This window comes from Syntrophaceae bacterium, from assembly GCA_013177795.1.
Lineage (GTDB): Bacteria > Desulfobacterota > Syntrophia > Syntrophales > UBA2192 > UBA2192.
This window is the reverse complement of sequence record JABLXY010000003.1, coordinates 485927-510735: the sequence shown is the minus strand read 5'-3', so window position 1 is coordinate 510735 and position 24809 is coordinate 485927. Positions and strand designations below refer to the sequence as shown.

Genomic DNA, 24809 nt, shown 5'->3' with positions numbered 1-24809 from the left:
ACCGTCAACCGGGGACGGATGGCGGGGCGCGCCACGCGCGGAAGAGGCGGCGGGCGAGCTCTTCGATGGCCGGGCCGGCCTCGAGCTTTCCCCGCCATGCCGCGGGGATTGCCTCGACACCGAGATAGGCGCCGGAGAGGGCGCCGGCCATGGCGCCCACGGTGTCCCGGTCGCCGGGCTCGAGGACGGCGCACAGCAGGCATTCGCGGTAGGACCCCGGGTGCAGGAGAAAGGCGTAGAGGGCAAAGGGCAGGGACTCGTCAACGGCCACCGACCGGCCGAGGCGCGTCGCGGCCTCCCCCGGGGGGATCGCCTTCTGCAGCAGCTCGCGCACCAGGCGGATCTTCCCCCAGAACGCGTGGGTCCGGGAGAAGCCGACGAGCGTCTCGAGGAATTCCGCTTGCGGGAACGCATTCGCCGGGTCGAGTGTTGCGGCCACGGCCACCGCCTTGGCCAGGACGGCGGCCCCGTCGATGCCGACGGGGTGCGCGTGCGTCACCGCCGCCGAGGCGGCCGCTCGTTCGTAGAGATCGGGGGCGTCGTGATAGAAGAGGCCCGCGGGGGCGACCCGCATGGCCGCCCCGTTGCCCAGGGAGCCTCTGCCGCCGAAGAGCGTTCTCGCCGCCTCCTCGTAGGACAGCCCCTCCGACTCCACGGCGGCGAAGACCGCCGGCGGGCCCGAGGCGTAGCCCCGCCAGGGCTCCTGCCCGTAACGGCGCCTAAACGTGTCTCCCAGGTGCTGCGGGTCGATCCCGCCCCTGTCGCAGATCGACTCGGCCAGGCCGATCGACATGGCCGTGTCGTCCGTCCAGCGCAGGACGCCGGCGCCGGCGATCGCCTCCAGGAGGGCCTCGCGCCCCGCGCATCGAAAGGCCTTCTCCCCGATGGCATCTCCCAGGGCGCCCCCGACCAGGGCCCCGATGAACTTCGAAAGCAGCCTCTCCATGGGCAATCCCTATCCGTAGCCCTTTCGCAGCAGAGCGTCGATGGACGGGATCCCCGCCCGCCCGCCCATGCGGGTCGCCACCTGCGCCGCCGCCCAGGCCGCCAGGTCGAAGCTCTTCCCGGGGTCCCATCCGAGGGCGAGGCCGTAGGTGAGGCCGGCGTGGAAGACATCGCCGCAACCCGTCGTGTCCACGGCCTCGACGGCATAGGCGGGCTTCACGATCGACCGCCCGTCGAACATCGCCGCATAGCCCCTCGCCCCCAGGGTGACGCCGGCGATCCGGCAGCCGAACTCGAGGATTTTCCTGCAGGCCGCCAGGGGGTCGTCCCCGCCGACAAGCGCCCGGGCGAAGGACTCGGAGGCGACGAAGCAGTCGCTTGCGCGGGCCAGCTCGAGCATCCCTTCCCGCAGGGTGCCCGCGTCGACGGCGACGAGGAGTCCCTGCCGCTTCGCCTCGGCCGCTGCGGCAAGGGAGGCCTCGATGAAGAGCCCGTCGGTGTGCAGGACGCGGCAGGCGCGGAGCACGTCCATCCGGACCTCCGAGGGCCTGAGCGCCTCGCCCGTCGGTCTCTGCCAGAAGATGGTCCTCCGCCCCCCGGGCTCTACGGCGATGAAGGCGAACTGCGAGCGCTGTCCCGGCCTCTCGACGAGGCCCGACACGTCCACGCCCTCGTCCCGGAGAAACCGGGCGATCTGCCGCCCGAAGGGATCGTCGCCTGTGACGCCCGCAAGATGGCAGGCGAGCCCCCAGCGCGACAGGGCGACGAGGGCCGTGGCAACGGGCCCGCCCCCCTGGATGACCATGTCGAAAAACTCGCGCTTCGTGTCCGGTTCGGGCCAGGCGGGGATCCGCCCGAGGTAGTCGAGGGAACACTGGCCGAGGCCGAAGACGTCCATGGCTTCCTCGTGTGGGTTGGAATATTGGAATACCGGAGGAGTGGGTCGCGGGAGAGACGAGTCGCCTGCGGCATCACTCGCAGAGGCTCCCCGTCATCTCCCCCCTGAGCCAGCGCTCCGCGAGGGCACGGGTGAGCCCGATGTCGCGGTTCGAGCGTTTTGCCGCCTCCTCCAGCAGCGCCATCGTCGACTTGACCTTTTCCTGCATGCCCAGCAGGGCGTAGATCCGCACGCTCTGCTCCCAGGCATGCACGGCCGAGACGTCGTCTTTCATACCGGCGTGGCAGAGGCCCAGGGCGGCGAAGCCGTCGGCGATCCCCCTGTAGAACCCCGCCTTGCGGTCGAGGGCAAGAGCCTTCTCAAAAAAGGGGACGGCCTCGCCGTAGCGGGCCTGCCCGAGGAGAACCTCGCCCATCGCGGAATGGGCCGCCGCCCCGCCTTCCGGGTCTCTGCGGCGGATCTCGCCGAGCGCTTCCCGCAGCGTCGCCTCGGCCCCTTTGAGGTCCCCCTGCCTGGCCAGCAGGATCCCCTTCACCGTCATGGCGGGGACGAAGGGCTTGGGCGGGGCCTCGATCCCCAGGACCTCGTCGATGTTCTTCCCGGCCGATGCGTAATCCCCCGCGTCGACCTGCGCAGCCGCCAGGTTCGACAGCGTCTGCCGCACGTGTCCCGGGTCCCCGAGGCGCCTGTAGAGGCGCAGGGCATCCTCGAAGAAGGGGATGGCCGCCCCGGCCTCCCCCATGGCACGGTAGGCGACACCGATGTTGTTCGCGCTCATGGCCATGCAGCGGCTGTCCCCGACGGCGGTGCAGAGTTCCTGGGCACGGGAGAAATGCTCCAGGGCCCTGGCGTAGCAGCCCCGCTCGGAAAAGGGCATCCCCTTGGCGATCTGCTCGGCGCCGGCGCTGACGTGCCTGGGCACCACGGCGTCCTTCTTCCCGCCGCAGGACGCCGCGAGGATCACCAGGACGGACAACAGGCAGCAGTGGACCGTTTTCATGGCTGTCTCACTTCCTCAGGCCGGCGTCGAGATCTTTCCCCTCGGGTTTCGGGGGGAGATTCCCGCGAACCAGGGGGTTTTTCTGGATTGCCTGCACGACGCGGTTGATCTCGTCGAGACCCTCCCGGATCTCCTCGACGCCTCTCTTCGTCGTCCGGATGACGGCGGGCACGTCGCGGCTTCCCCTCTCGAGATTGACCGTGATCTCCCGGATCTTCTCCATGCTCTCCTTCAGGTTCGCCGTCACCTCGGGCGCGGCTCCCTCGAGGCCCTGCAGCACGTTGTCCAGCCGCTCCATCGACGTGTTGAGCCGGTCGATGAGCTCCTCGGAGCGCAGGAGCCGTCCCGCCGTCCCCTTGCCTTCCCGGAGATCGTTCGTGACGGCTTCCACGTTTTTCAGGTTTCTCTCGATGCTGTTCAGGGACCGGAACAGCGGCCCCTCGGGATCCCGCAGTTCCTCGACGATGTCGGCGAGGTTCCGGATGGTTTCCGTCAGGCGCTTGGCCGTCTCCTCCACCTCGTACTCCGCCAGGATCTCCGAGAGGGTCCTCTTCTCCTCGGATTTGACCGTCCCCTCGGGCTCGATGAGCCGGCTCTCGGGCTTGCCCGGCCGCACGGCCACGTATTCGGACCCGATGAGGGTGGGGCTCTCGACGGTCACCACCGTGTCTTCCCGGAACCGGTTGCGGAACTCATCGAAGATGGAGAGCCGCACGCGGACGGCGTCCCCGACGAGCGTGACGTCCTTCACCTTCCCGATCTCGGCCTTGTAGAGCTTCACGGGCGAGCCCGGGGACAAATTGTAATTCTCCTTGAACAGCGCGTAGTACGTCACCGTCGGCCGGAACCAGTCCTTGCCCCTGCCGAGGAGGACCACGGAGCCTACCATGAGGGCGACGACGGCGATGATGAAGATGCCGACGACGCGATCCATGCCGCTGAATTTCAGTTCCATGACTCCCCCAAACGGGACGGCGCTCAGACGACGCTCAGGACGCCCTCCCGGATGTAGATGTCCCGCTTCTTGAACAGGCGGTCGTACTCTGTCAGCCCGGCATAGTAGACACAGGGGACACCCGAATCGACCCTCTCCCGGATCATCCCGATGTAGAGCTCCGCCGCCAGGCGCGGCAGGGCGACGAAGGCCTGCTCGATGAGAAACACCTCGGCCCCCTTCGTCATCTCCCGGACGATCACGGCCGCCCGGGCATCTTCCGGCGCAACCTGCGCGGGGCGGAGGTCGAGCTTTTCCTCGATGCCGAAAAGACGGCACAGGGAAAGCACGTCCTCGCTCAGGGTCAGATCGAGCCTGTTCTCGTGGAAGTACCGGCCGAGCAGCAGGTTCGTTCTCAGCGATCGGTTGCTGATCAGGGCGGCATCGACGCCGAGGTAGCCGATCTTCCTGCGGACGGCCAGGAGCCGCCGGCGTCTCGTGAAATCCACTTCCTCGCCGTTGAACCGGTAGCTCCCCTCCTCCGGAGGCTCGAGGGTCGCCAGGGCCCGCAGGAAGAGATGGGCGTCGTCGATCCGGTCGGCGTGCAGGCTGTAGGCGTCGCCCGGCGCGAGCGTGAAGGAGAACTTCTCCAGCCCCTTCCCCCGGCCCGTGGGCGTGTGCGCGTAATCTCTGAGCTCGATCAGCGCCATGGGGAACCTACAGGAACAGGGCGGCAAAGAGCGCGAAATTCACCGCCAGGCAGTAAAAAAGGCATGCCACGGCCCCCCTCGACGTCGCCACGGGGAGCTCCGTGATGCCGCTGCGGACCGCCAGGCCGTAGTGCAGCGAGATCACGGTGATCCCCGCGCCGAAGAAGAGGGCCTTGAGCGCAACCGCCGCGATGTCGCGCGGCTCGATGGCCTTGCCGATCTGAGACAGAAAGTTCTGCAGGGGCAGGGTCGTCAGCGCCCAGGCGATGGCGTACCCCCCCAGCACGGCGAGGATGCAGAAGATGGTGATCAGGCAGAAGAGGGACACGGTGATCCCGATCATGCGGGGCACGAACAGGACGTCGAGGGGGTCCACGCCCTGGAGCTCCAGGGCCTCGATCTCGCGCAGGACCTTCATGTAGCCCGTCTCGATCGTCACCGCCGTGGCGGACCGGAGGATGACCACCAGTGCCGTGACCAGGGGGCCGAACTCCCGGATGAGAAGGGCCACGGTGATCTTGCCGAGGTCGTGCTGGGCGGCGATGCCCGCGAACTGCAGGATCATCATGCTGCCGAGAAGCAGCGAGATGGGGATGACGATCCACAGGGCCTCGACGGCCGTGAAATAGATCTGCTCGACGACGATCCGCATGCGCAGCCGGCGGCCGGCCCTGGGGTTGACGACGATCTGGCGCAGGATGCGCCAGAAGAGCGCGGACTGGTCTGCGTATCGGTTCAACCGGTCCACGGTCTGCCTGCCCAGATACCCTGCGTAGTCCCGCACCGAATCGGCCTCCCGGGCATTCCGCCCCGATCGTCAATGTCAAAAAACTTTAGACGAAAGGCCCGGGTTCGTCAATCCTGAAGTCTCGGGCCGCCCCGCAAGGGCCCGTGCGCACGGGGCCGGGAGAGGCAGCGCGGGGAAAGCCTGCCGGCCCGGCAGGGCCGCACGCAGAAAAAAGGCCCGGCGAACCGGGCCTCCTGTTGCCGCCTCAGGGCTCGAGGATGTACTTGACCACGAGATCCCCCACCTCCCGAGTCCCGTACCCCATTTTCCCGGCATCCATGCTCTTGAGGTCGTTGGCGATGACCTTCTTCACGGCGTCGAGAAGGACGCCGGCGGCGGTCGTCTCGCCGAGGAACTCGAGCATCATCTGGACGGAGCAGATCGCCGCCAGGGGGTTGATCTTGTTCGTTCCGGCGTACTTCGGTGCTGACCCGCCGATGGGCTCGAAGATCGCCGTCTGGCCGGGCTCCGGGTTGATGTTGCCCCCCGCGGCGATCCCCATGCCCCCCTGGATCATGGCGCCCAGGTCGGTGATGATGTCTCCGAACATGTTGTCCGTCACGATGACGTCGAAGAGCTCGGGGTTCTTCACCATCCACATGCAGATCGCGTCCACGTGGGCGTAGTCGGTCTGCACGTCGGGGTACTCCCTCGCCACCTCGTTGTAGACCCTCTCCCAGAGGTTCCAGGCATAGGTCAGGACGTTCGTCTTGCCGCAGAGGGTGAGCTTCTTCTTCCGGTTGCGCCTGCGGCAGTGCTCGAAGGCGTAGCGGATGCAGCGCTCGACGCCCTTGCGGGTGTTCACCGACTCCTGCACGGCCACCTCGGCCGCCGTGCCCTTGCGCAGGAAGCCCCCGCTGCCGGCGTAGAGCCCCTCCGTGTTCTCCCGCACGACGACGAAGTCGATGTCTCCGGGATTCTTGTCCCTGAGCGGCGTCCAGACCCCGGGAAGCAGGACGACGGGCCTCAGGTTGATGTAGAGGTCGAGCTCGAAGCGCATCTTCAGCAGGATCTCCGTCTCGAGGATCCCCGGCCGCACGCCGGGATGGCCGATGGCGCCCAGCAGCGAGGCGTCCATGCCCCGAAGCTCCGCCAGGACGGAGTCCGGCAGCAGGTCCCCCTTGGCCAGGTAGCGCTCCCCGCCGATGTCGTAGTGCGTCAGGTTGAACTCGATTCCCTCGACATCCGAGATGGCCTTGAGGGCCTTGATGGCCTCGGCGACGACCTCGGGCCCCGTGCCGTCGCCGGGGATGACTCCGATGTTGTAGGTCTTCATGCTTCGTCTCCCGTCAGAATTTTTCGTGACTTGTCTCTCGCTCACCGCCTGGCGAGCTTTTCCTTCCGGATGTACTCCACGAGCCCGCCTTCCCGGATCAGCTGCTCCATGAAGGGCGGGATCGGCCGGGCGCTGTAGGACGTCCCGCGCGTCCGGTTTTCGATGCGCCCCGCGACGAGGTCCACGGCGAGCCGGTCCCCGTCCTGGATGTCCTCGGCGGCCTCGGCCGACTCGAGGAGCGGCAGCCCGATGTTGAAGGCGTTGCGGTAAAAGATCCGCGCGAAGCTCTTCGCGACGATCACCCGGACCCCCGCCGCCTTGATCGCGATGGGGGCATGCTCGCGGGACGAGCCGCAGCCGAAGTTCCGCCCCCCCACGATGACGTCGCCCTCCGCGGCGGACGCGGCGAATTCGGGTCTTGCGTCGGCAAAGGCGTGCTTCGCCAGCGCGGCCCCGTCGGACACGTTGCAGTAGCGGGCCGCGATGATGAGATCCGTGTCCACGTCATCGCCGAACTTCCAGGCTCTTCCTTCGTACCTCATGGCATCTCCTTGCAGTCGATGCAGGCTTCAGGCATCGGGCAACAGGCTTGAGGATTGAAGAAGGGGATCCTGCCTTCCCGTCCCGAACCCCGAGACCCGCATCCGGAAGCCCATCGGTGATTTCTTGTCGTGTCTGCCCCGGCTACAACTCGTCGGGGCTCCCGATCCGCCCCAGAACGGCCGAGGCCGCCGCGATGGAGGGGTTGCACAGGTACACCTCGCTCTTCGGGTGGCCCATGCGGCCCACGAAGTTGCGGTTCGTCGTGGCCAGCGCGCGCTCGCCCGAGGCGAGGATGCCCATGTGGCCGCCGAGGCAGGGCCCGCAGCAGGGCGGCCCGACCACGGCACCGGCCTCGAGGAAGGTCTCGACGAGCCCTTCCTTCGTCGCCTCCCTCAAGATGGTCGGGGACGCCGGGATGACGATCAGGCGCAGGCCCTTCGCCTTCTTCCGGCCCTTGAGGACCCTCGCCGCGTCCCGCAGGTCTTCGAGCCAGCCGTTGGTGCAGGAACCGATGAAGACCTGGTCCAGGGTGACGTGCTTCGCCTCCGACACGGGCCGGACGTTGGCGGGCGACGGCGGGAACGCGATCTGGGGCTCCATAGCGCTCACGTCGATCGTGATCGTCCTTTCGTACCGCGCCCCGGCGTCGCTGGCGAGGTACAGGGGCTCCCAGCGGGCCCGGCCCTGCACGTAGGCCTTCGTGGTCCCGTCGGGCTCGATGATGCCGTTCTTCGCCCCCGCCTCGACGGCCATGTTCGCCATGGCGAACCGGTGCGGCATGGAGAGCCCGGCGACGACGTCCCCGCAAAACTCCAGCGCGGCGTACAGCGCCCCCTCGACGCCGATCTCGCCGATGAGGCGCAGGATCAGGTCCTTGCCGCCCACCAGCGGGCGCAGGCTCCCCGTGTACTCAACGCGGATCGTCGGGGGGACGCGCAGCCAGATCTCGCCCGTGGCCATCACGGCGGCGAAGTCGGTGCTCCCCACGCCGGTGGAGAAGGCCCCGAGGGCCCCGTAGGCGCAGGTGTGGCTGTCGGCCCCGATGACGAGCTGGCCGGGCACGACGAGCCCCTGCTCGGGCAGGAGCACGTGGCCGATGCCGGCCTCGCCGACCTCGTAGTAGAGCTCGAGGTCCTGCTCCCGGGCGAACTCCCGCATGAGCTTCGCCTGCTCGGCCGAGGCGATATCCTTGTTGGGCACGAAGTGATCGGCCACGAGGGCGACCCGCCTTCGGTCGAAAACCCTCGGGGCGCCGATCTGCCTGAACACCTGGATGGCGATGGGGGCCGTGAAATCGTGCGCGAAGGCGAGGTCCACCTTCGCCTCGATGAGGTCGCCGGGGGCGACGCTCTCGAGCCCGGCGTGCCGGGCCAGTATTTTTTCCGTAATTGTCATGGGCATGGGCATTTCTCCACTCGGCAGTACGACACGGGCTGCAGCCCGAATCCTGTTCTCGTTGGGTCCGATGAAGCGGTATTCTGAAACGCCAGGTTAGACGCGTTTCGGGTAACCGCTCTTCGCGAAGCGAAACGGCCGCAGCGCAAACTGTCTGAGCCCGAAGGGCGAGTTTTTGCGCCTGCAGTGAAGCAAGCGTTAGAGCGGTCCGAAACCGTCTATTGGCGGGACGAATGCCGCTTCATCGTTTGAGGGCAGAAGCCCCTTAGGCCACTGCTTTCCTCGCTTCCTTCCCGTTGCGGTTCAGCCTGTCCTTGCTCAGCTTGTACTGGATGCTGTCCACCAGGGCTAGCCAGCTGGCCTCGATGACGCTCTCGGAGACCCCGATGGTGCTCCAGATGTCCTTGTCGTCGCGGGACTCGATGAAGACGCGCACCTTCGCCGCCGTGCCCTCGCTGCCCTCGAGAATGCTCACCTTGAAATCGGTGAGATGCATGCGGTTGAGCTCGGGGTAGAACTTCAGGAGGGCCTTGCGCAGGGCGTTGTCCAGGGCGTTGATCGGGCCGTTGCCCTCGGCCGCGGTGATCTCCGTTTCCCGGCCCACGATCACCTTGATGAGGGCCTGGGAGCGCGAGGGCTCGTTGCCCTGCTTTTCGTTGATCACGCGGAAGCACTCCAGGTGGAAGGGTTCCTCGAACTCGCCCGTGGCCTTGCGGATGATGAGGGCGAGCGACCCCTCGGCGGCCTCGAAGCTGTAGCCCTCGTTTTCCATGTGCTTGATCTCCTCGACGATCCGGCGGCTCCGCGTGTCGTCGTCGCCCAGCGAGAGGCCCAGCTCCGCGGCCTTGTACTCGATGTTGCTCCTGCCGGAGAGGTCCGAGACGAGGACCCGGCGGTGGTTGCCGACGAGCTCGGGCGGAATGTGCTCGTAGGCCCCGGTGTTCTTGAGCACGGCGTGCACGTGGACGCCGCCCTTGTGGGCGAAGGCGCTGCGGCCCACGAAGGGCCTCGAGTTCAGGGGGGTGATGTTGGCGATCTCGCTCACGAAGAGCGACAGCCGCGTGAGGTCCTTCAGGGCGCCCTCGGGCAGGCAGGGCTTGCCCATCTTGAGCTCCAGGTTGGCCATGATCGGCACGAGGTCGGCGTTGCCGCAGCGCTCCCCGTATCCGTTGATCGTCCCCTGGACCATGCGCACGCCGCGCTCGACGGCCGCCAGCGAGTTGGCCACCGCCAGCCCCCCGTCGTTGTGCGTGTGGATGCCCAGGCGCTCCCGCGGAATGACGGCGGCGACCTCGTCCACCGCGCGGGCGATCTCCGTGGGCAGGGTCCCGCCGTTGGTGTCGCACAGCACGATCATCTCGGCGCCGTTCGCAAAGGCCGCCTCGAGCGTCTGGAGGGCGTAGCGGGGGTTGGCCCGGTAGCCGTCGAAGAAGTGCTCGGCGTCGTAGATGACCTCCTTCTTCTTCGACTTGAGGTAGGCGACCGTCTCGCCGATCATGGCGAGGTTCTCCTTCATGGAGATTTTCAGGATCTCGCGGACGTGGAAATCCCAGCTCTTGCCGAAGATCGTCACCGTCGGCGTCTGCGCCTCGAGCAGGGCCTGCACGTTGGGGCACTCGGAGGGCGCGGTGTGGGCCCTTCGCGTGCTCCCGAAGGCGGCGAGCCTGGCGTTCTTGAACTTCACCCGGCGGGCCAGCTCGAAGAAACGCATGTCCTTCGGGTTCGATCCGGGCCAGCCCCCCTCGATGTAGGCGATCCCGAACTCGTCGAGGCGCCGTGCCACGCGCAGCTTTTCCTCGGCCGTGAAGTTGACCTGCTCGCCCTGGGTGCCGTCCCGCAGGGTCGTGTCGTAGATCAGAACCGCTCTCTTGTCCATCTTCCGTCGTCCCCCTCACAATAAAAAATCCGTTACCAGGGAGCCTGATAACGGATTCTATGGATTCCTTCCGCTTCTTACATCAAGCCATCATCAGCCCCCTACGCCGCCCGGACGTATGCCGATTATGTCGATAATAATGGGGATGATGATGCCGATGATGCTCTTCATGTGGAACGCGAAACCTCTGAAAGTTGGCCGAGCATAAAGCGTGCCGCTTCGTTTGTCAATGACTTTTTTTCCGGGGCGGTGTTTTTCTCCTCCCGGCGCCGCAGAGCAGGACGGCTGCGGCGCCCAGCCAGCCGCAGATCCCGACGGTCCGGGTTCCCGCGCCCAGCAGGGCATCGCCGGCGTCCGCAACGGGCGCAAGCACGGCCCTCACCGCCGCCCGCAGGCCCTCGTCGGAGGCGATGCGGTCCGCCAGGGGCGGCGACAGCACGCGGTAGAGCTCCACGAAGGCCCTGCCCGACGTGGAGGGCAGCAGGTAGACGTCCCGGAATTCCCGGAGCGCGGCCACCCGGGGCTCGATCGCCGAGCCGAAGGCCGCCGTGGCGATGAAGCACCCGCCGCCTCCCCCGCCCCCGCCGCTGCCCGTGACGGGCGGCGTGCCGGCGGTGGTGAAGCTCCAGGAATTCTCCGATGCCAACGCCACCCCCTCGTCGTCCTGCACGGCCGTCGTGACGGTCACCGTGTAGGTCGTCCCCGGCGCCAGGCTGCTCGACGGGGTGATTGCGGCGCTGAGCGAACCGGGGCTCACCGTCCCCGAAACCGCAGAGCCGCCCTGGGCGAGCCTGAAGGACGAGGAATGAATAGTTGCGGGATTCATCGTCTCGCTGAAGGTTACCGTGATGGGCGTATCGACGGCCACCCCGGTCGCCCCGCTCGCGGGGTTTCGGCCCGTGATCGTCGGCGGGACGCCGGCCTGGGTGACGGTGGCTTTTCGGCCTGCAACGCTCACCAAACTTGATCTGGATTTGGCTGCCGTGTTCACGGCTACAGAATAATTGACCGTCCCGTTTCCTGTGCCGCTGGAGGACGTCGAAAGCCAAGCCGCGCCGCTCTGGGCAGACCATGCGCAGCCGCTTCGTGTTGCCAGGGTGAAAACGCCTGCCCCGGATCCATCCGTCATCATCTGACTGCTGGGCGTCAGAGACAGATAATTACAAGGAGAAATCGTGTACCGCAATGTATAATACCCGAACTCGACCACGCTGTTGATCTCAGAGTAAGCGATCCTGAAATATCCAGACTCCCCCCAGCCCGTGCCCCAGCTGTTCTTGACGATGAAGTACTGGCCGGCATCGCTGTAGCCGACGATGAGAACGGCATGCCCGCCCTCGAGAGTCCCCGACGTGTGGGTGTAAACACCGCCCGTGTAGGAATAGAAGTCGCTGTACACGTCCATCGTCGTGACGAGCGGGCCGTAACTCACCAGCGCGTCGCGGATCGCGCTCACCGTGGGCGACGTGGTGGTCACATGCGCCCAGCTCGCTATGGTGTACGTTGCGCTACTGCGCGCTCCGCAGGCGCTCCCGCATGTGCCGTCGGTCGCCGCGTAGGGGTAGCAGGTCTCCAGGGGAAGCCCCGTGTCGCGGATGTAGTCGGAGGCATATTGAATCACGCCGCCCCCGCAGCTGCCCGCGTCGTTGCTGCCCGACATCCCGCAGGATATGAGGACCTGCTCCGAGAGATCGAGATCGACTCCCGGCGTATTTTCCGCGCGCAGGATCGACGACTCGAGGGCTGCCGTCGTGGCGAAGGCCCAGCAGCTGCCGCAGGCGCCCTGGTCTCGGACGGGGGTAACGAAGTTGCCGCCGTTGCTTCGCCAGTCAAGGCTCGGGGGGGCACCCACGACGGGAGGCTCCGCCATGACCATGACCTCGGCCCCGGCCGCCAGCACGGGCTTGACGAGGCCCAGGCGTGCACGTCTCACCGCCGGGCTCAGCCGCGTCATCGACGTCTCACCGGCCTGCCAACGGGCCTGTTTTGCCGCAATGGCGGCCCTGACCTGCGTGATCTCGTCTGCAAAGGCCGTGGAGACGAATAGAATCAGTAGGACTGCAAGAGTTGACGAAAGGCCGATCCGGGTTTTTCTCATGGGGCATGTCCTGTGTGCGGGTGACTGCGGCCGCGGGCACGCTTCCGACGATTCTCAACAGGGCCCGGGCGCGAATCCGCCTCAGCGGGGCAGCTGATCGCCCGTCTTCAGCGAGGGGAAGTCGAACAGGGCCGGCGTGCAGGTCCCCCGCGTGATCACCCTGAGCGTGGAGGGGTAGCGCTTTCCCGGCCGGATGTCGAATGTCTCGACGAAGGCCCCGTCGGGCGGCATCTCCCGTTCCGGCAGGAGGGAGAAGGTCCTCTCGAGCGCCGCCTTCCCCAGGGGTTCCTTGACGTCCCCGTCGGGAATGAAGCGGAACCGCACGTCGAACCGCCCGCCCGCGGCCGCGGAGGGGTCCACCGAGACGATCTCGGCCTGCCCCGGATAGGAGCTGTATTCGCAGGGCCCTCCCACCATGGGTTCCTTTGCAATCTCCGGGCCTTTCAAGGAACATCCGAGGCCGGGCAACACCGCCGCAATGAAAAGTATCGTCCATAAAAGCATTTTCTTGAACGAAATCAGTCGACCGGCCGCTGCGCGTTCCCCGTCATTTTTTCCGCTCATCGGACATCCCCTGCAGCTGTGACCTGTCACCTGCCGCCTGTTGCCTGTCCCCCTCCTTCCAGATCACCCCCATGGCGCGCTCGAGGGCGGCCTGCGCGATGCGGTAATCGCTCAGGGCATTGGACCGGGAGGCGCGGGCCGCGGTCAGCAGCGTGAGGGCGTCGAGGACGTCCGTCATCCGCGAGACCTGCTCGCGGAAACGCTCCTGGTTGATCCGGTAGTTCTCCTCGGCCTGCTCGGTCGACTTCTCCGTCACGGCGATGAGTTTCTCGGCCTCCCTGACGGCCAGCCAGGCGTTCTTCACCTCGAGGGCAACCTGGTCCCTGACGCCTTCGAGCGCGGTGCGGGCCTGCTTCTCCTGGCTCAGGGCCGCATCGCGGGCATACTTCGTGCGCCCCCACTCCCAGAGGTCCCACGTCGCCACGGCCGCGACGGACCAGTTCTCGGGGTCCCGGTACTTCGAGCCGTTCAGACCGGGGCTGTCGCCGTAGCGCTGGTAGCTGCCGACCAGGTTGAGCGAGGGGAAGAACTCGCTCTCCGCGACCTTGACCCTTTTTTCGGCCTGTCCCACCCTCGCGGCGTAGAGCCGGATCTCGGGCCGGTTCTCGAGGGCCGTGTTCAGGCACTGCTCGAAGGGTCTGTCGTCGGGGCTGTAGTCGAGGATGTCCTCCACGTCGGCGGGCGCGTCGATGGGCCGGCGCAGCACCGTGTTGAAGCGGGCCTTGGCCTCCAGCAGGCGGTTTTCGGCCCGGACGAGCCCCTGCATGCCGTCGGCGAGCCGCACCTCGGCCTGCAGGTAGTCGTTGCGCGGCACGATCCCCACCTCGTAGAAACTCTTTGCCAGGTCCCTCTGGGCCTCGAGCTGCTCGACGGACTGCCTGGCCACGCCGACCAGCCGCTTCGCCTTGAGGATGGTGAAATAACTCCGCTTCACCTCCAGCACGGTGTCCTGCACGGCCCCGAGCTCCTCCTGCCTCGAGGCGTCGACCCCCAGGCGCTGGATGCCGTAGTTGGCCGTGACCCGGCCGCCCGTGAACAGGGGCTGCCGGGCATCGAGGGACCAGGTGTGGTTGTTCTCCGTCCCCGTGATGACATCGCCCGCGGGCGGGGCGAGCCGGACGAAGGGGTCCTCGTTGAGCCGCGTGTAGTTGTACGAGGTGCTCAGCTTGGGGAGAAACCCCGTGAAGGCCTCCTTGCGTCTCGCCTCCGCCGCGGAGACCCCCTCCCGCGCCGACCGGACGGCGACGCTCTGCCTGAGGGCGATGGCGATGCTCTCCTCCAGCGTCATCGGCGCCGCACCCTCCTGCGCCCCCGTAACACCGGCAGGGATCAGCGTCCAGATGATGACGGCGATCCATCCCGTGCGAATCCATCTGCTCATCATACTCACCTCATGATGAACGAGGAAGTTGGGAAGTTGAGAAGTTCGGACCCACTGCAGGCCAGACGAATACTGACGGATCTTCCACGCTTCTTAACTTCTGAGCTTCCTCACTTCGGTTTTTCCTGCTGCCTGCGGCGGCTAATCCAGCCTCTTCCGGAACCGCCCCACGGCCCCCGCGAACACCGCGCCCCCCAGGATCGCCAGGGCCGCGTACTGCGGCCAGAGGACGTCCATGCCGACCCCCTTGAGAAAGACGCCCCGAATGATGACCAGCATGTAGCGCAGGGGGTCGAGATAGGTCAGCCACTGCACGACGACGGGCATGTTGTCGATGGGGAACACGAATCCCGAGAGCATGAAGAAGGGCACGATGAAGAAGAACGTCGTCAGCATGGCCTGCTGCTGCGTCGCCGAGATCGTGGAGACGAAAAGCCCGATCCCGAGGGTGCTCAGGAGAAACAGGCACACCCCCAGAAACATGAGAACGGCGCTCCCCAGGATGGGGATGTCGAACCAGAAGACGGCAAAGAGGGTCACGGCGACCATCTGGGCGATCGAGATCAGGATGTAGGGGATCGTCTTGCCGAGGATGAGCTCGAGGGGCCGCATGGGCGTGACGATGAGCTGCTCCATCGTCCCGACTTCCTTCTCGCGGATGATGGCCATGGAGGTGAAGAGCAGCGAGATGATCATGATCAGGACGGCGACGATCCCGGGGACGAAAAAGTCGCGGCTCTCCAGGTTCGGGTTGTACCAGGTCCGCACCCGCGCGTCGATGCGGCCGTACTCGATCCGCTGGGGCAGGAGCTCGCGGATGAACGCCTGGTTGAGCCTCTCGAGGACCTGCAGGGTGTAGGCGATCCGCACCCCCGCGAGGTTGCTCATGCTCCCGTCGGCCAGCACCTGGACGGCGGCCGTTCGGCCGCTGCGCACGCGCTCGCTGAAATCCGGGCCGATCTTGACGGCCACATCCACCCGCCGGCGCAGCAGGAGTTCCTCCAACTCCCGCGGGTCGTCCGTCCGGTGCGTAACGCGGAAGAAGGGGCTCCCCTCGAAGGCCTGGCTCACGAGACGGCTCTCGGCCGACCGGGACTGGTCGAGCAGCCCCACCTTGATGTCCCGGACGTCCGTGGAGACGACATAGCCGAAGACCAGCAGCTGGATGAACGGCATGACGACGAGGATCGGCCTGTTCTTGCGGTCCCGGAAGAGCTGGATGAACTCCTTGCGGACGATCTCGCGGATGCGGACCCGGTTCATCCTACAGCCCCTCCCTTCTCATCCTGCCCACGGCCAGGGCGGCGCTCGCGAGAAACATGACGAGCAGCACCGCGAAGCTCGGCCAGAGATAGGCCATCCCGACATTGCGCAGGAACAGGCCGTTGAGGATGTCGATGTAGTACGTCGCCGGGACGATCCGCGTGACGAACTGGAGCATGACGGGCATGTTCTCCACGGGGAAGACGAAGTCCGAGAGCAGCAGCGCGGGAAGGTACGAGACGAGCAGCGCGATCTGGTTGGCCACGAGCTGGGATTTCGTGGCGACCGAGATGAAGAGCCCGATTCCGAGCGCCACCGAGAGGTAGAGCGACGAGGCCAGGATCATCAGCCAGAAGCTCCCCTTCATGACGACCCCGAAGAGCAGCTGCCCCATGACGAGCGCCACGAGGACGTCCGTCATGGCGATGAGGTAGTAGGGGATGGCCTTCCCGGTGAGAAACTCGAGGGCGTTGATCGGCAGGGACCGGATCGTCTCCATGGTGCCGTTCTCGAATTCCCGGGCGATGACGAGGGAGGTCAGCATGGCGCCCACGATCATGATGATGACGGCGATGATGCCGGGCACGATGAAGTTCCGGCTCTCGAGGTCCTCGTTGAACCAGACCCGGACGCGCCCCTCGACGGGCGGGTGGAGCGTCTCCAGGCCCTGCCGGGCCAGGAAATCGGCCAGCAGCTGCGCGTTGTACCGCTCGACGAAGGAGGTGATGTAGCCCCGGGAGATCGACCCGATGTTGGGGTCGCTCGCGTCGATCAGGACCTGCAGGGGCGCATCGCGGTTCGAGCGGATTGCCTCGGTCCAGCGCGGGGGGATGACGAGCGCGATCGTCGCGCGGCCGGCGTCGAGCCACGCCGCCGCCTGCCGGTCGTCCGGCAGATGGCTCACCAGGTCGAAGTAGGGCGAGGCGTCGAGGCGGCTCGCGAAATCGCGGGAGAGCGCCGTGCGGTCGTGGTCGACGATGACGACCTTGACGTTGTCCACGTCCAGCGAAAGCGCGTAGCCGAACAGCAGGATGAGCAGCAGCGGCAGTGCGAAGGCCATGTAGAGGCTCCGGTAGTCCCGGACGATGTGGTAGAACTCCTTCCGGGCCACGGCCTGCACGTTTCGGGGGTGGATCCGCATCGCCTGAAGCCTCATGCCTTATGCCTGTCGCCTGTGTCTCGTCATCAGCCGGATGAACGCATCGTTGAGCGTCGCTCCCGGCTCCCCCGGGCAGGCCTCCGCGACGATCTCGCCGGGAGTCCCGATCGCGACGATCCTCCCCTCGTTGATCATGACGATGCGGTCGCAGTGCAGGGCCTCGTCCATGTAGTGCGTCGTCACGAACACCGTGACCCCCTCGCGGGCAAGCCCCCGGATGAACGCCCAGAAACGACGCCGCGCGATGGGGTCGACGCCGGAGGTGGGCTCGTCGAGGAAGAGGATCTCCGGCCGGTGCAGAAGCGCGCAGGCCAGGGCCAGCCGCTGCCGCCACCCGGGCGTCAGCTCCCGGGTGAGCCGGTCGCGCATCTCCTCGAGCCCGGCGGTCTCGAGGGCCCAGCGGGTCCTCTCCTCCCACTGCCCCTCGGGCACGTTGTAGATCCCCAGGTAAAAGCGGATGTTCTCCGCCGGCGTGAGGTCCTCGTAGAGGGAGAACTTCTGCGACATGTAGCCGATCGTCTGCTTGATCGATTCGGACTGCCGGACCACGTCGAACCCGGCGACCTGCCCCGTTCCCGACGAGGGGGTGATGATGCCGCAGAGCATGCGGATGGTGGTCGACTTGCCGGCGCCGTTGGGGCCCAGGAACCCGAAGATCTCCCCCCGGCCGATGGAGAAGCTGACGCGGTCGACGGCGACGAAATCGCCGAACCGTTTCTCCAGGTCTCGCACGGAGACGATCTCAGTTGCGGGTGCCGGCATGGTCCCGTGCCCCTTCCGTTTCCTCGATGCGGCGGATCATGGCGTCCTCCAGGCTCGCGCAGGAGGCCCGGATCTCGCCGGGCGACCCCTCGGCCAGGATGCGCGCCCGGTGCATGAGGGCGAGCCGGTCGCACAGCTCCCCCTCGTCGAGGTACGCCGTCGAGACGACGATCGTCATGCCCGTCCGCTTCATCTCGAGCAGGATCTCCCAGAATTCCCGGCGGGAGACGGGGTCCACCCCGTTGGTCGGCTCGTCGAGGAGAAGGATCCGGGGCTCGTGCACCAGCACGCAGGCAAGCCCCAGCTTCTGCTTCATGCCTCCCGAGAGCTTGCCCGCCGGCCTGTCCGCGAAGGGCAGGAGATTGGAGAAGCCGAGATACCGCTGCCGCCGATCCGCTCTCTCGGCGCGGGGGATCCCGAAGATGTCCATGAAGAAGGCCAGGTTCTCGTCGACGGTCAGATCCGGGTAGAGGCCGAAGCGCTGCGGCATGTACCCGATGAGACGCTTCACCTCCTGCCGGTCCGAGACGGCGTCGAGCCCGGCCAAGACGACGCGGCCGGCACTCGGCGCGATCATGGTGGCCATCGCGCGCAGCAGCGTCGACTTGCCCGCGCCGTCGGAGCCGACGAGACCGAAGACCGTCCCCTCCCCGATCGACAGCGTCACGCCGTCGACGGCCGTGACCGCCCCGAACCGGCAGGTGACGTTCTCGACCTCAATGATGGGGTTGCCCTGCACCATCACCCCGCCTCAGAGGGTGTCGCGGCAGGGTTTTGTAGTCGAAGTTGGGCGTTTTCAGGTAACCGCTCTTGTCGAAGCGAAGCGGCCGCAGCGCAAACTGTTTGAGCCCGAAGGGCGAGTTTTTGCGTCTGCAGCGCAGCAAGACGTAGAGCGGTCTGAACACGTCCATTCGACGAGAAAACCTGTTGCGACACCCTGTTCACTTCAACCACACATCCGCCGGCATGCCCGTCTTGAGCTCCAGGTTCGGGTTCGGCACGGTCACTTCCACGAGATAGACGAGCTTCACGCGCTCCTTGCGGGTCTGGATGATCTTCGGGGTGAACTCCCCCTCCGACGCGATGAACGTCACCGTGCCCTCGAAGGTCTTGCCGGGGAGGCTGTCGACCCTCACCTCGGCCTTCTGCCCCGGCTTGACGTTTCCGATCTCCGTCTCGCCGACGTAGATCTTCACCTTGACGGAGGACAGATCGGAGAGCGTCAGGGCCTGGCGGGTCGGGGTCACGACCTCGCCCGGCTCGATGTTGCGGCTCGTCACGATCCCCGCAAAGGGGGCCCGGAGCGTCGTCCGTTCGAGCTGGATGCGGGCCTGCTCGAGCGCGGCTTTCGACGCCGCGGCCTGGGCGCGGGCCGCCTCCACCTCCCTCTCGGCGGCCCCGATCCTCCCGAGGTTGCCTCTGGCCTGCCGCAGCGCCGCCTCGGCCTCCGCGAGCCGGGAGCGCGCCGTGTCGTAGTGGAGCTTGACCGCCTCCCACTCCTTTTTCGAGACGACGGCGCGGGCATAGAGCGCATCGTAGCGCTCCTTGTTCGACTGCGCTTCCGCCAGCACGTCGCGGGCGGAGGCGGCGACGGCCTCGGCCCGCGCCACGTCGTCGGGCAGGGTCCTGCGGTAGACCTCCAGGATCGCCGAGGCCTGGTCCCGGCTCCGCTCCGAGCGTTCGAGGGCCGCCTTCGCCTGATCGCGGGCCGCCTCGAACTCGACGCCGTCGAGCTCCGCGAGGGGCTGGTCTTTCTCCACGCGCTGTCCCTCCGTGACGTGCACCTTCAGCACCCTGCCGCCGACCTGGAAGGAGAGGTTCGAGATGGTTGAGGCCTCGACCGTCCCCGAGTAATACAGGCCGTCTTTCCTCAGGCCCTGCTGGCCGAACCAGACCATGAGACCCGCCCCGAGGAGCAGGGCCGCGAACGCGCCGATGATGATCTTTTTCTTTTTCAACGGGACCCTCCTTCGCAGACAGGCGTCACGCCGGCGAGCGGCTGGACCGCAGGCGGCCGTCCGGAACCCCGGGGACTGAACCTAGATGCACCAACGCGTCGGGGATGTCAAGAAGGACAGGGAAAGGACAAGGGTGAGCGGGAAGGCGGCGCGCCGCCGGCGCGCTCCCCTGCGGGCACGCGCGGCGCACCCGCAGGGGTGTCTCGGCCGGGGCCGGGCGGAGCGTCCGGCCCCGCCGCGTCTTTCGCTATTCCCGGATGTCGAAGTGGCGGTCGAGGCGCATCGTCTTCAGCAGGCCCAGGATCTCCTTGGAGACGTGGATGATCGCGAGCCGGCCCTGCTTCTTCTTGAGCGAGTTGTGGGCCGCGATCAGGACCCCGAGACCGATGGAGTCGATCATCTGCACGCCGGACAGGTCGATCGTCACGTCCGTGACCCCGTCCTCGATGAGCGACCACAGGTTGCGCCGCAGCTCCTGGGCATAGGAGGCGACGATGTCCCTGCCCGGGGCGATGAGCGTCTGCTTCGGCTGTTGGATGGCGTTTTCCATGAAACCTCCTGTCTGTTCGTTGGGCTTGACGGATGCTCACGGGGTCCCGGGCCGTCACGGGCAATGCCAGAAGACGGCGAGGCGGTTCCCCTTGTCGTTGTATCGAAAGCCGGAGGCGTAGGCCGTCATGATCGCCATCCCCCGGCCGGACTCCGACTCGATGTCGGGCACCTCGGCCGACCGGCTCCGCCAGTCGAAGCCGTCGCCGTCGTCCTCCACCTCCATGGTGAGCGTCCCGGCGGCGAGGCGCAGGCTGTAGCGGATCTTCGAGTCCTCCTCGTGGCGGCTCCCGTAGAGCACCGCGTTGGTCAGGGCCTCCCGCATGACGAGCAGCACGCCGAAGGGGCTGACCCCCGCCGCGTTTTCCTCGAGGAACCGCTCCGTCTCCTCGCCTGCCCGGTCGATGTGCCGGAGCTTCGGCGAGAAAAAGATCTCCAGGCTCCCCGGAGCCCTGGTGACGTCATAGATGTCCATGCAGCCCGACCCTGCGTTCCGACTCCACTGTCTTTGCAAGAACCGGTCCCGATGGCTCCGGGGCCGTCAAACCTCCACGCCGAGCAGCAGCACGTCGTCCTGCAGCCGCCCCCGGTCCGGGCAGATCAGGGAAACGATCTCGTCGACGGCCCTGCCGATCGGCAGCTCCCTCGTCTCGGCGCAGCAGGCCATGAGCGCGTCGATCCCCTCCTCGCGGCCGCGCGGGTCCTCCCCGAAGACCTCGAGCAGTCCGTCCGTGTAGAGGAAGAACCGCTCGCCCGCGCGGACCGGCACGCGCAGGGGCTTGAACAGGACGTCCTCGAAGACCCCCAGGATGTCGCCCTCGGCGGCCAGGGTCCGGATCTCGCCCTCCCGGGAGAGGTGCAGCACCGGCAGGTGGCCGGCGTTGACCACGGTGAGCTCCGACCCCGGCCGGTCGAGCCGCGCGTAGACGCCGGTCAGGTGCTCGCCGTTCTTCATGAGGCTCATGAAGACGCGGTTGATGACCTGCATCGTCTCCTGCGGGGGGATCTGCGGCCCCGTGTTCTGGCTGATCAGGGCCTTGAGGGCGAAGGTGTTGTACGAGGCCCGGATGTCGTGCCCGCTGAAGTCGGCGGCGAAGTAGCCGAAGGTCCCGTCCCCCACGGGGAAGACGTCGTAGAAATCCCCGCCGGCCTCGATGATGGGGGTGTAGCTCACGCCGAAGGCGGCCTCGGGGAATTCCACCGGCCGGGTCAAAATCGCCTGCTGGGCCTCGTGGACCTGCCTGAGCTTGGCCGCCTGCAGCTCGATGATGCTGCGGTAGGCGTCCCGCGTCTCGAGGTGGCGGCCCACCCGCGCGAGGACCTCCTTCTTGTCGAAGGGCTTGGTCATGTAGTCCACGGCGCCGAGGTTGAGCCCCGTGACCTTGCTCTCCGTGTCGGCCTTGGCCGACAGGAAGACGACGGGGATGTGGGCCGTCTGCGGGTCCCGCTTGAGCTTCTCGCAGGACTCGAACCCGCTCTCGCCGGGCATCATGATGTCCAGCAGGATCAAATCCGGCTGCCGGCCGGCGGCCAGGGCCCGCCCGTCCGGCCCGTTTTCGGCCGCCAGCGTCCGGTAGCCCGCGGCACCCAGGATCTTCTCGAGGAGCCGGATGTTCACCGGGTGATCGTCGACGATGAGGACCGTTCCCTTGTGTGCGCCGGCTTCCGCCGTCCCGTTCCGATGTTCTGATGACATGCCGCGATCCTTTGCGGTTTCCGCCTCACGCCCGGATGCCCCGGGCGAGGCCCGTCGCCCCGTTGCCTTTCTTCTGCTTCCCGTTGCCGGTGAGCACCGCCTTAACGCTCCGCGAGAGCTGTTCCAGGTTGAAGGGCTTCTGGATGAAGCCGTTGCAGCCCCGCGAGAGGATCTTCGTGGCCTCGCCGTCGATGCTGTAGCCCGACAGCAGGAGCACCTTCGCCGCGGGGTTGACGGCCTTGATGCAGTCGAAGGCCTGCCCCCCGCCCATCCTGGGCATGACGATGTCGAGCAGCACGAGATCGATCTCGTCGCTGCGGCCCCGGTAGATCTCCACGGCCTCTGCGCCGTCGCGCGCCGTGATCACCCGGTAGCCCATCGCCTGCAGCAGATCCCGGCCGATGTCGAGCATCATCTGCTCGTCGTCGACCAGCAGGATCGTCTCGCTGCCGCGGCTGATCGGCGCGGGCGCCTCGGCGTTGTTTTGCGCGACGGGCTTGTCCGTGGCGGCCAGGTAGATCCGGAACGTCGTCCCCTTGCCCTTCTCGGACTCTACGTCGATGAACCCGCCGTGCCCCTTGACGATGCCGTAGACGGAGGCCAGGCCCAGCCCGGTGCCGCGCCCCATCTCCTTGGTCGTGAAGAAGGGCTCGAAGATCCGCTCCATGGTCTTCTTGTCCATGCCCGTGCCGCTGTCCGACACGGTGATCAGGACGTAGCTGCCCGGCTTGGGGTTGTAGAGCTTGCCCTGCATGGCGCGATGGTCCGTGTTGGCGGTCCGGACGACGAGCGTGCCGCCGCCCGGCATGGCGTCGGCGGCATTGACGAAGAGGTTCATGAGGACCTGCTCGATCTGCCCGGCGTCGGCCTCGATGGCGTAGAGGTCCCGGGCCAGCTCCTGGTGGATGAGAATCTCCTTGCGCGTCCGGTTGAAGGTCTCGCAGGCCTCCTCGACAAGGTGGTTGAGGTCGATCGGCCGGACCTCGTAGCGTCCCTTGCGGGCGTAGCCCAGCAGCTGCGCCGTGAGCCGCGATCCGCTCTGGACCTGCTTCTCGACGCTCTTGAGCCGCTCGTAGAAGGGGTGCTTCGGGTCCAGCTCGTAGAGCATCAGCGAGATGTTGCCCTGGATGACCATGAGCAGGTTGTTGAAGTCGTGGGCGATGCCCCCGGCCAGCGTCCCCACCGCCTCCATCCGCTGGGCGTGCTGGAACTGCGCCTCGATCCTCCGGTGCTCGCTGACGTCCTCGAGCACCATGATGAGGGTCCGCTTCATGTCGTCGCGGATCGGCAGCAGCTTGATCATGAACTCGCGGTCGTTGCAGTGCACGGGGCTGTCGGCCGCCGCCATGTCCGCGTCGGCCGTCACGCGGTCGATCAGGCCCCGGACGAGATCCTTGTCCCTCGCGTCGAACAGCCCGAGCACGCTCGAGGCCAGCAGCCGCTCCTCCGGGATGCCGGTCAGCGCGATCGCCGTGGGGTTGGCGTAGACGATGCGGCCCCCGGGGGTGATCTCGAGGATGCCCTCGGAGAGGCTGCCCAGGACGACCTCGAAATGCTTCCAGATGGTGAGCAGCTCCTTCGTGATCTGCCGCGAATAGAGATTCTCGACCCCGAAGATCCTCTCCTGCGCGTCCCGCGTCCGGCGGTGGTCGGCGTCGTGGAGCGCGGCGGCGACGTACTGGCCCATCTTGTCCAGGGGCCCCTTGGCGATGCAGGCATTTGCCCCGATGGCCCGGAAGTCGATCTGCTCCTCGGCGGCCGCGGCCGACAGGATGATGAGGTAGGTGTCCTTCATCTCGGGCATGGCCCGGATGATCTGGCAGAGCTTCCTGCCGTCGATGTTCGGCATGATGAGGTCCACGAAGATGATGTCGGGCCGCCAGTGCTCGAGCAGGTCCAGGGCGTGCAGGCCGTCCTCCGAGGTGCGGACCTCGTGCCCGTCCTTGCTCAGGAGCTTGGACATGTACTCGAGGATGATCGGGTGGTTGTCGACGACGAGGATCTTTTTCTTCTTCATGATGCCCTGCACCCTTTCGCTTCGGCGTCCCGGGACTCCTCGCCCCGCACGGTGTTGCGCCCCGCCCGCTTGGCCTGGTAGAGGAACGCGTCGGCCCGCTCCATCAGCTCGTCGAAGGTCACCCGCCCGGCCTGCAGCGTGGGCCGGTAGCTGGCGACCCCGAAACTGGCCGTGATGCGGACCCCCCCGTCCCTGAGCCCGAAGGGGCTCTCCGCGACGAGCCGCCGCAGCCGCTCCGCCACGACGCAGGCCGGGGAGAGATCCGTCTCCGGCAGGACGATGAGGAACTCCTCCCCGCCGTAGCGGGCCATCCAGTCGACGTCGATCCGGATCGATCCGGCCAGCCGGCCCGCGAAATCCCTCAGGACACGGTCGCCGGCGCCGTGGCCGTGCCGGTCGTTGACGGCCTTGAAGTGGTCGATGTCGCACATGATGAGCGACAGCGGGCGCCCGTAGCGCCTCGAGCGCTTGAGCTCCTGCGGGAGGCGCTCCATGAGGTACACCCGGTTGAAGACCCCCGTGAGGGGGTCGCGGATCGACAGGGCGCGGACCTCCTCGTTCGTCAGCCGCAGGGACCGCTCGCGGTCGACGATCCGCTGCGCCGCCGCGACGCGGGCCGACAATTCCGCCGGGTCGACGGGCCGTGCCAGGACGGCATCCGCCCCGGCCGCCAGCGCCTCCAGGATGTGCGATCTGCGCCTGCCCCGCGCGAGGATCAGGACGTAGACGTAGGCGGCCTCCCCGCGGGCGCGGATGGCGCGGCACAGCCCGCAGCCGTCCGCCTCCGCCGACGCGATCACGATGGGAAACGTCTCCCTCTCCAGCGCGGCAAGGGCCGCGGCGCCGCCCGTCACGGTCTCGACGCGGCGGTAGCCGGCGACGGCAAGGGTCTTCGCCAGCAGCCCGCTCTCACCGGGATCGTCGGCGGCGATGAGGATGGACACGGCCTGTTCGTTCATTCGGACACCCCCCCGGTGCGGCACCGCCCGGGGTCTCGC

23 protein-coding genes are annotated in these 24809 nt (G+C 67.1%); all 23 read right to left on the bottom strand.

Annotated features, from left to right (window positions below; translation table 11 throughout):
- Window positions 1-4 precede the first annotated feature (4 nt).
- The gene (locus HPY67_12240; GenBank protein ID NPV05489.1) at window positions 5-946 is read right to left on the bottom strand and encodes an ADP-ribosylglycohydrolase family protein; all 942 of its coding nucleotides are present in this window, start codon (window positions 944-946) and stop codon (window positions 5-7) included.
- 9 nt (window positions 947-955) lie between these two features.
- A complete protein-coding gene (locus tag HPY67_12235; GenBank protein ID NPV05488.1) occupies window positions 956-1843 on the bottom strand; it encodes a sugar kinase in 888 nt (295 codons plus the stop codon).
- A gap of 73 nt (window positions 1844-1916) precedes the next feature.
- A complete protein-coding gene (locus HPY67_12230) occupies window positions 1917-2843 on the bottom strand; it encodes a tetratricopeptide repeat protein (protein ID NPV05487.1) in 927 nt (308 codons plus the stop codon).
- A gap of 7 nt (window positions 2844-2850) precedes the next feature.
- Window positions 2851-3798 carry an MCE family protein gene (locus HPY67_12225; GenBank protein NPV05486.1) on the bottom strand — a complete coding sequence of 316 codons (948 nt, stop codon included), beginning with the start codon at window positions 3796-3798 and terminating at the stop codon, window positions 2851-2853.
- 23 nt (window positions 3799-3821) lie between these two features.
- Window positions 3822-4487 carry a hypothetical protein gene (locus HPY67_12220; protein NPV05485.1) on the bottom strand — a complete coding sequence of 222 codons (666 nt, stop codon included), beginning with the start codon at window positions 4485-4487 and terminating at the stop codon, window positions 3822-3824.
- A gap of 7 nt (window positions 4488-4494) precedes the next feature.
- A complete protein-coding gene (locus HPY67_12215) occupies window positions 4495-5271 on the bottom strand; it encodes an ABC transporter permease (protein ID NPV05484.1) in 777 nt (258 codons plus the stop codon).
- Window positions 5272-5479: 208 nt separating this feature from the next.
- On the bottom strand, window positions 5480-6550 hold the full coding sequence (locus HPY67_12210) for a 3-isopropylmalate dehydrogenase (protein ID NPV05483.1): 1071 nt from the start codon (window positions 6548-6550) through the stop codon (window positions 5480-5482).
- 41 nt (window positions 6551-6591) lie between these two features.
- Window positions 6592-7092: a 3-isopropylmalate dehydratase small subunit gene (locus HPY67_12205; protein ID NPV05482.1), complete on the bottom strand. Its 501-nt coding sequence runs from the start codon at window positions 7090-7092 to the stop codon at window positions 6592-6594.
- Between the two features lie 142 nt (window positions 7093-7234).
- The gene (gene leuC / locus HPY67_12200) at window positions 7235-8494 is read right to left on the bottom strand and encodes a 3-isopropylmalate dehydratase large subunit (protein NPV05481.1); all 1260 of its coding nucleotides are present in this window, start codon (window positions 8492-8494) and stop codon (window positions 7235-7237) included.
- A 259-nt stretch (window positions 8495-8753) separates the two neighbouring features.
- Entirely contained in the window at window positions 8754-10364 is a 1611-nt protein-coding gene (locus tag HPY67_12195) for a citramalate synthase (GenBank protein ID NPV05480.1), read from the bottom strand.
- A 226-nt stretch (window positions 10365-10590) separates the two neighbouring features.
- Window positions 10591-12462: a hypothetical protein gene (locus HPY67_12190; GenBank protein NPV05479.1), complete on the bottom strand. Its 1872-nt coding sequence runs from the start codon at window positions 12460-12462 to the stop codon at window positions 10591-10593.
- Between the two features lie 81 nt (window positions 12463-12543).
- On the bottom strand, window positions 12544-12909 hold the full coding sequence (locus HPY67_12185) for a hypothetical protein (protein ID NPV05478.1): 366 nt from the start codon (window positions 12907-12909) through the stop codon (window positions 12544-12546).
- 100 nt (window positions 12910-13009) lie between these two features.
- Window positions 13010-14407, bottom strand: coding sequence for a TolC family protein (locus HPY67_12180; protein NPV05477.1), 1398 nt, complete (start codon window positions 14405-14407; stop codon window positions 13010-13012).
- A gap of 141 nt (window positions 14408-14548) precedes the next feature.
- The gene (locus HPY67_12175) at window positions 14549-15670 is read right to left on the bottom strand and encodes an ABC transporter permease (GenBank protein NPV05476.1); all 1122 of its coding nucleotides are present in this window, start codon (window positions 15668-15670) and stop codon (window positions 14549-14551) included.
- Window position 15671: 1 nt separating this feature from the next.
- The gene (locus tag HPY67_12170; GenBank protein NPV05475.1) at window positions 15672-16826 is read right to left on the bottom strand and encodes an ABC transporter permease; all 1155 of its coding nucleotides are present in this window, start codon (window positions 16824-16826) and stop codon (window positions 15672-15674) included.
- A 3-nt stretch (window positions 16827-16829) separates the two neighbouring features.
- Window positions 16830-17591, bottom strand: coding sequence for an ABC transporter ATP-binding protein (locus tag HPY67_12165; protein NPV05474.1), 762 nt, complete (start codon window positions 17589-17591; stop codon window positions 16830-16832).
- A complete protein-coding gene (locus HPY67_12160; GenBank protein NPV05473.1) occupies window positions 17572-18333 on the bottom strand; it encodes an ABC transporter ATP-binding protein in 762 nt (253 codons plus the stop codon). The genes HPY67_12165 and HPY67_12160 overlap by 20 nt, the downstream gene beginning before the upstream one ends.
- Window positions 18334-18532: 199 nt before the next feature.
- Window positions 18533-19549, bottom strand: coding sequence for an HlyD family efflux transporter periplasmic adaptor subunit (locus tag HPY67_12155; protein ID NPV05472.1), 1017 nt, complete (start codon window positions 19547-19549; stop codon window positions 18533-18535).
- 247 nt (window positions 19550-19796) lie between these two features.
- The gene (locus HPY67_12150; GenBank protein ID NPV05471.1) at window positions 19797-20099 is read right to left on the bottom strand and encodes an STAS domain-containing protein; all 303 of its coding nucleotides are present in this window, start codon (window positions 20097-20099) and stop codon (window positions 19797-19799) included.
- Between the two features lie 54 nt (window positions 20100-20153).
- Window positions 20154-20573 carry an ATP-binding protein gene (locus HPY67_12145; GenBank protein ID NPV05470.1) on the bottom strand — a complete coding sequence of 140 codons (420 nt, stop codon included), beginning with the start codon at window positions 20571-20573 and terminating at the stop codon, window positions 20154-20156.
- A gap of 66 nt (window positions 20574-20639) precedes the next feature.
- Window positions 20640-21794: a response regulator gene (locus HPY67_12140; protein NPV05469.1), complete on the bottom strand. Its 1155-nt coding sequence runs from the start codon at window positions 21792-21794 to the stop codon at window positions 20640-20642.
- A gap of 25 nt (window positions 21795-21819) precedes the next feature.
- The gene (locus tag HPY67_12135) at window positions 21820-23811 is read right to left on the bottom strand and encodes a response regulator (GenBank protein ID NPV05468.1); all 1992 of its coding nucleotides are present in this window, start codon (window positions 23809-23811) and stop codon (window positions 21820-21822) included.
- Entirely contained in the window at window positions 23808-24770 is a 963-nt protein-coding gene (locus HPY67_12130; protein ID NPV05467.1) for a diguanylate cyclase, read from the bottom strand. The genes HPY67_12135 and HPY67_12130 overlap by 4 nt, the downstream gene beginning before the upstream one ends.
- Between the last annotated feature and the right edge of the window lie 39 nt (window positions 24771-24809).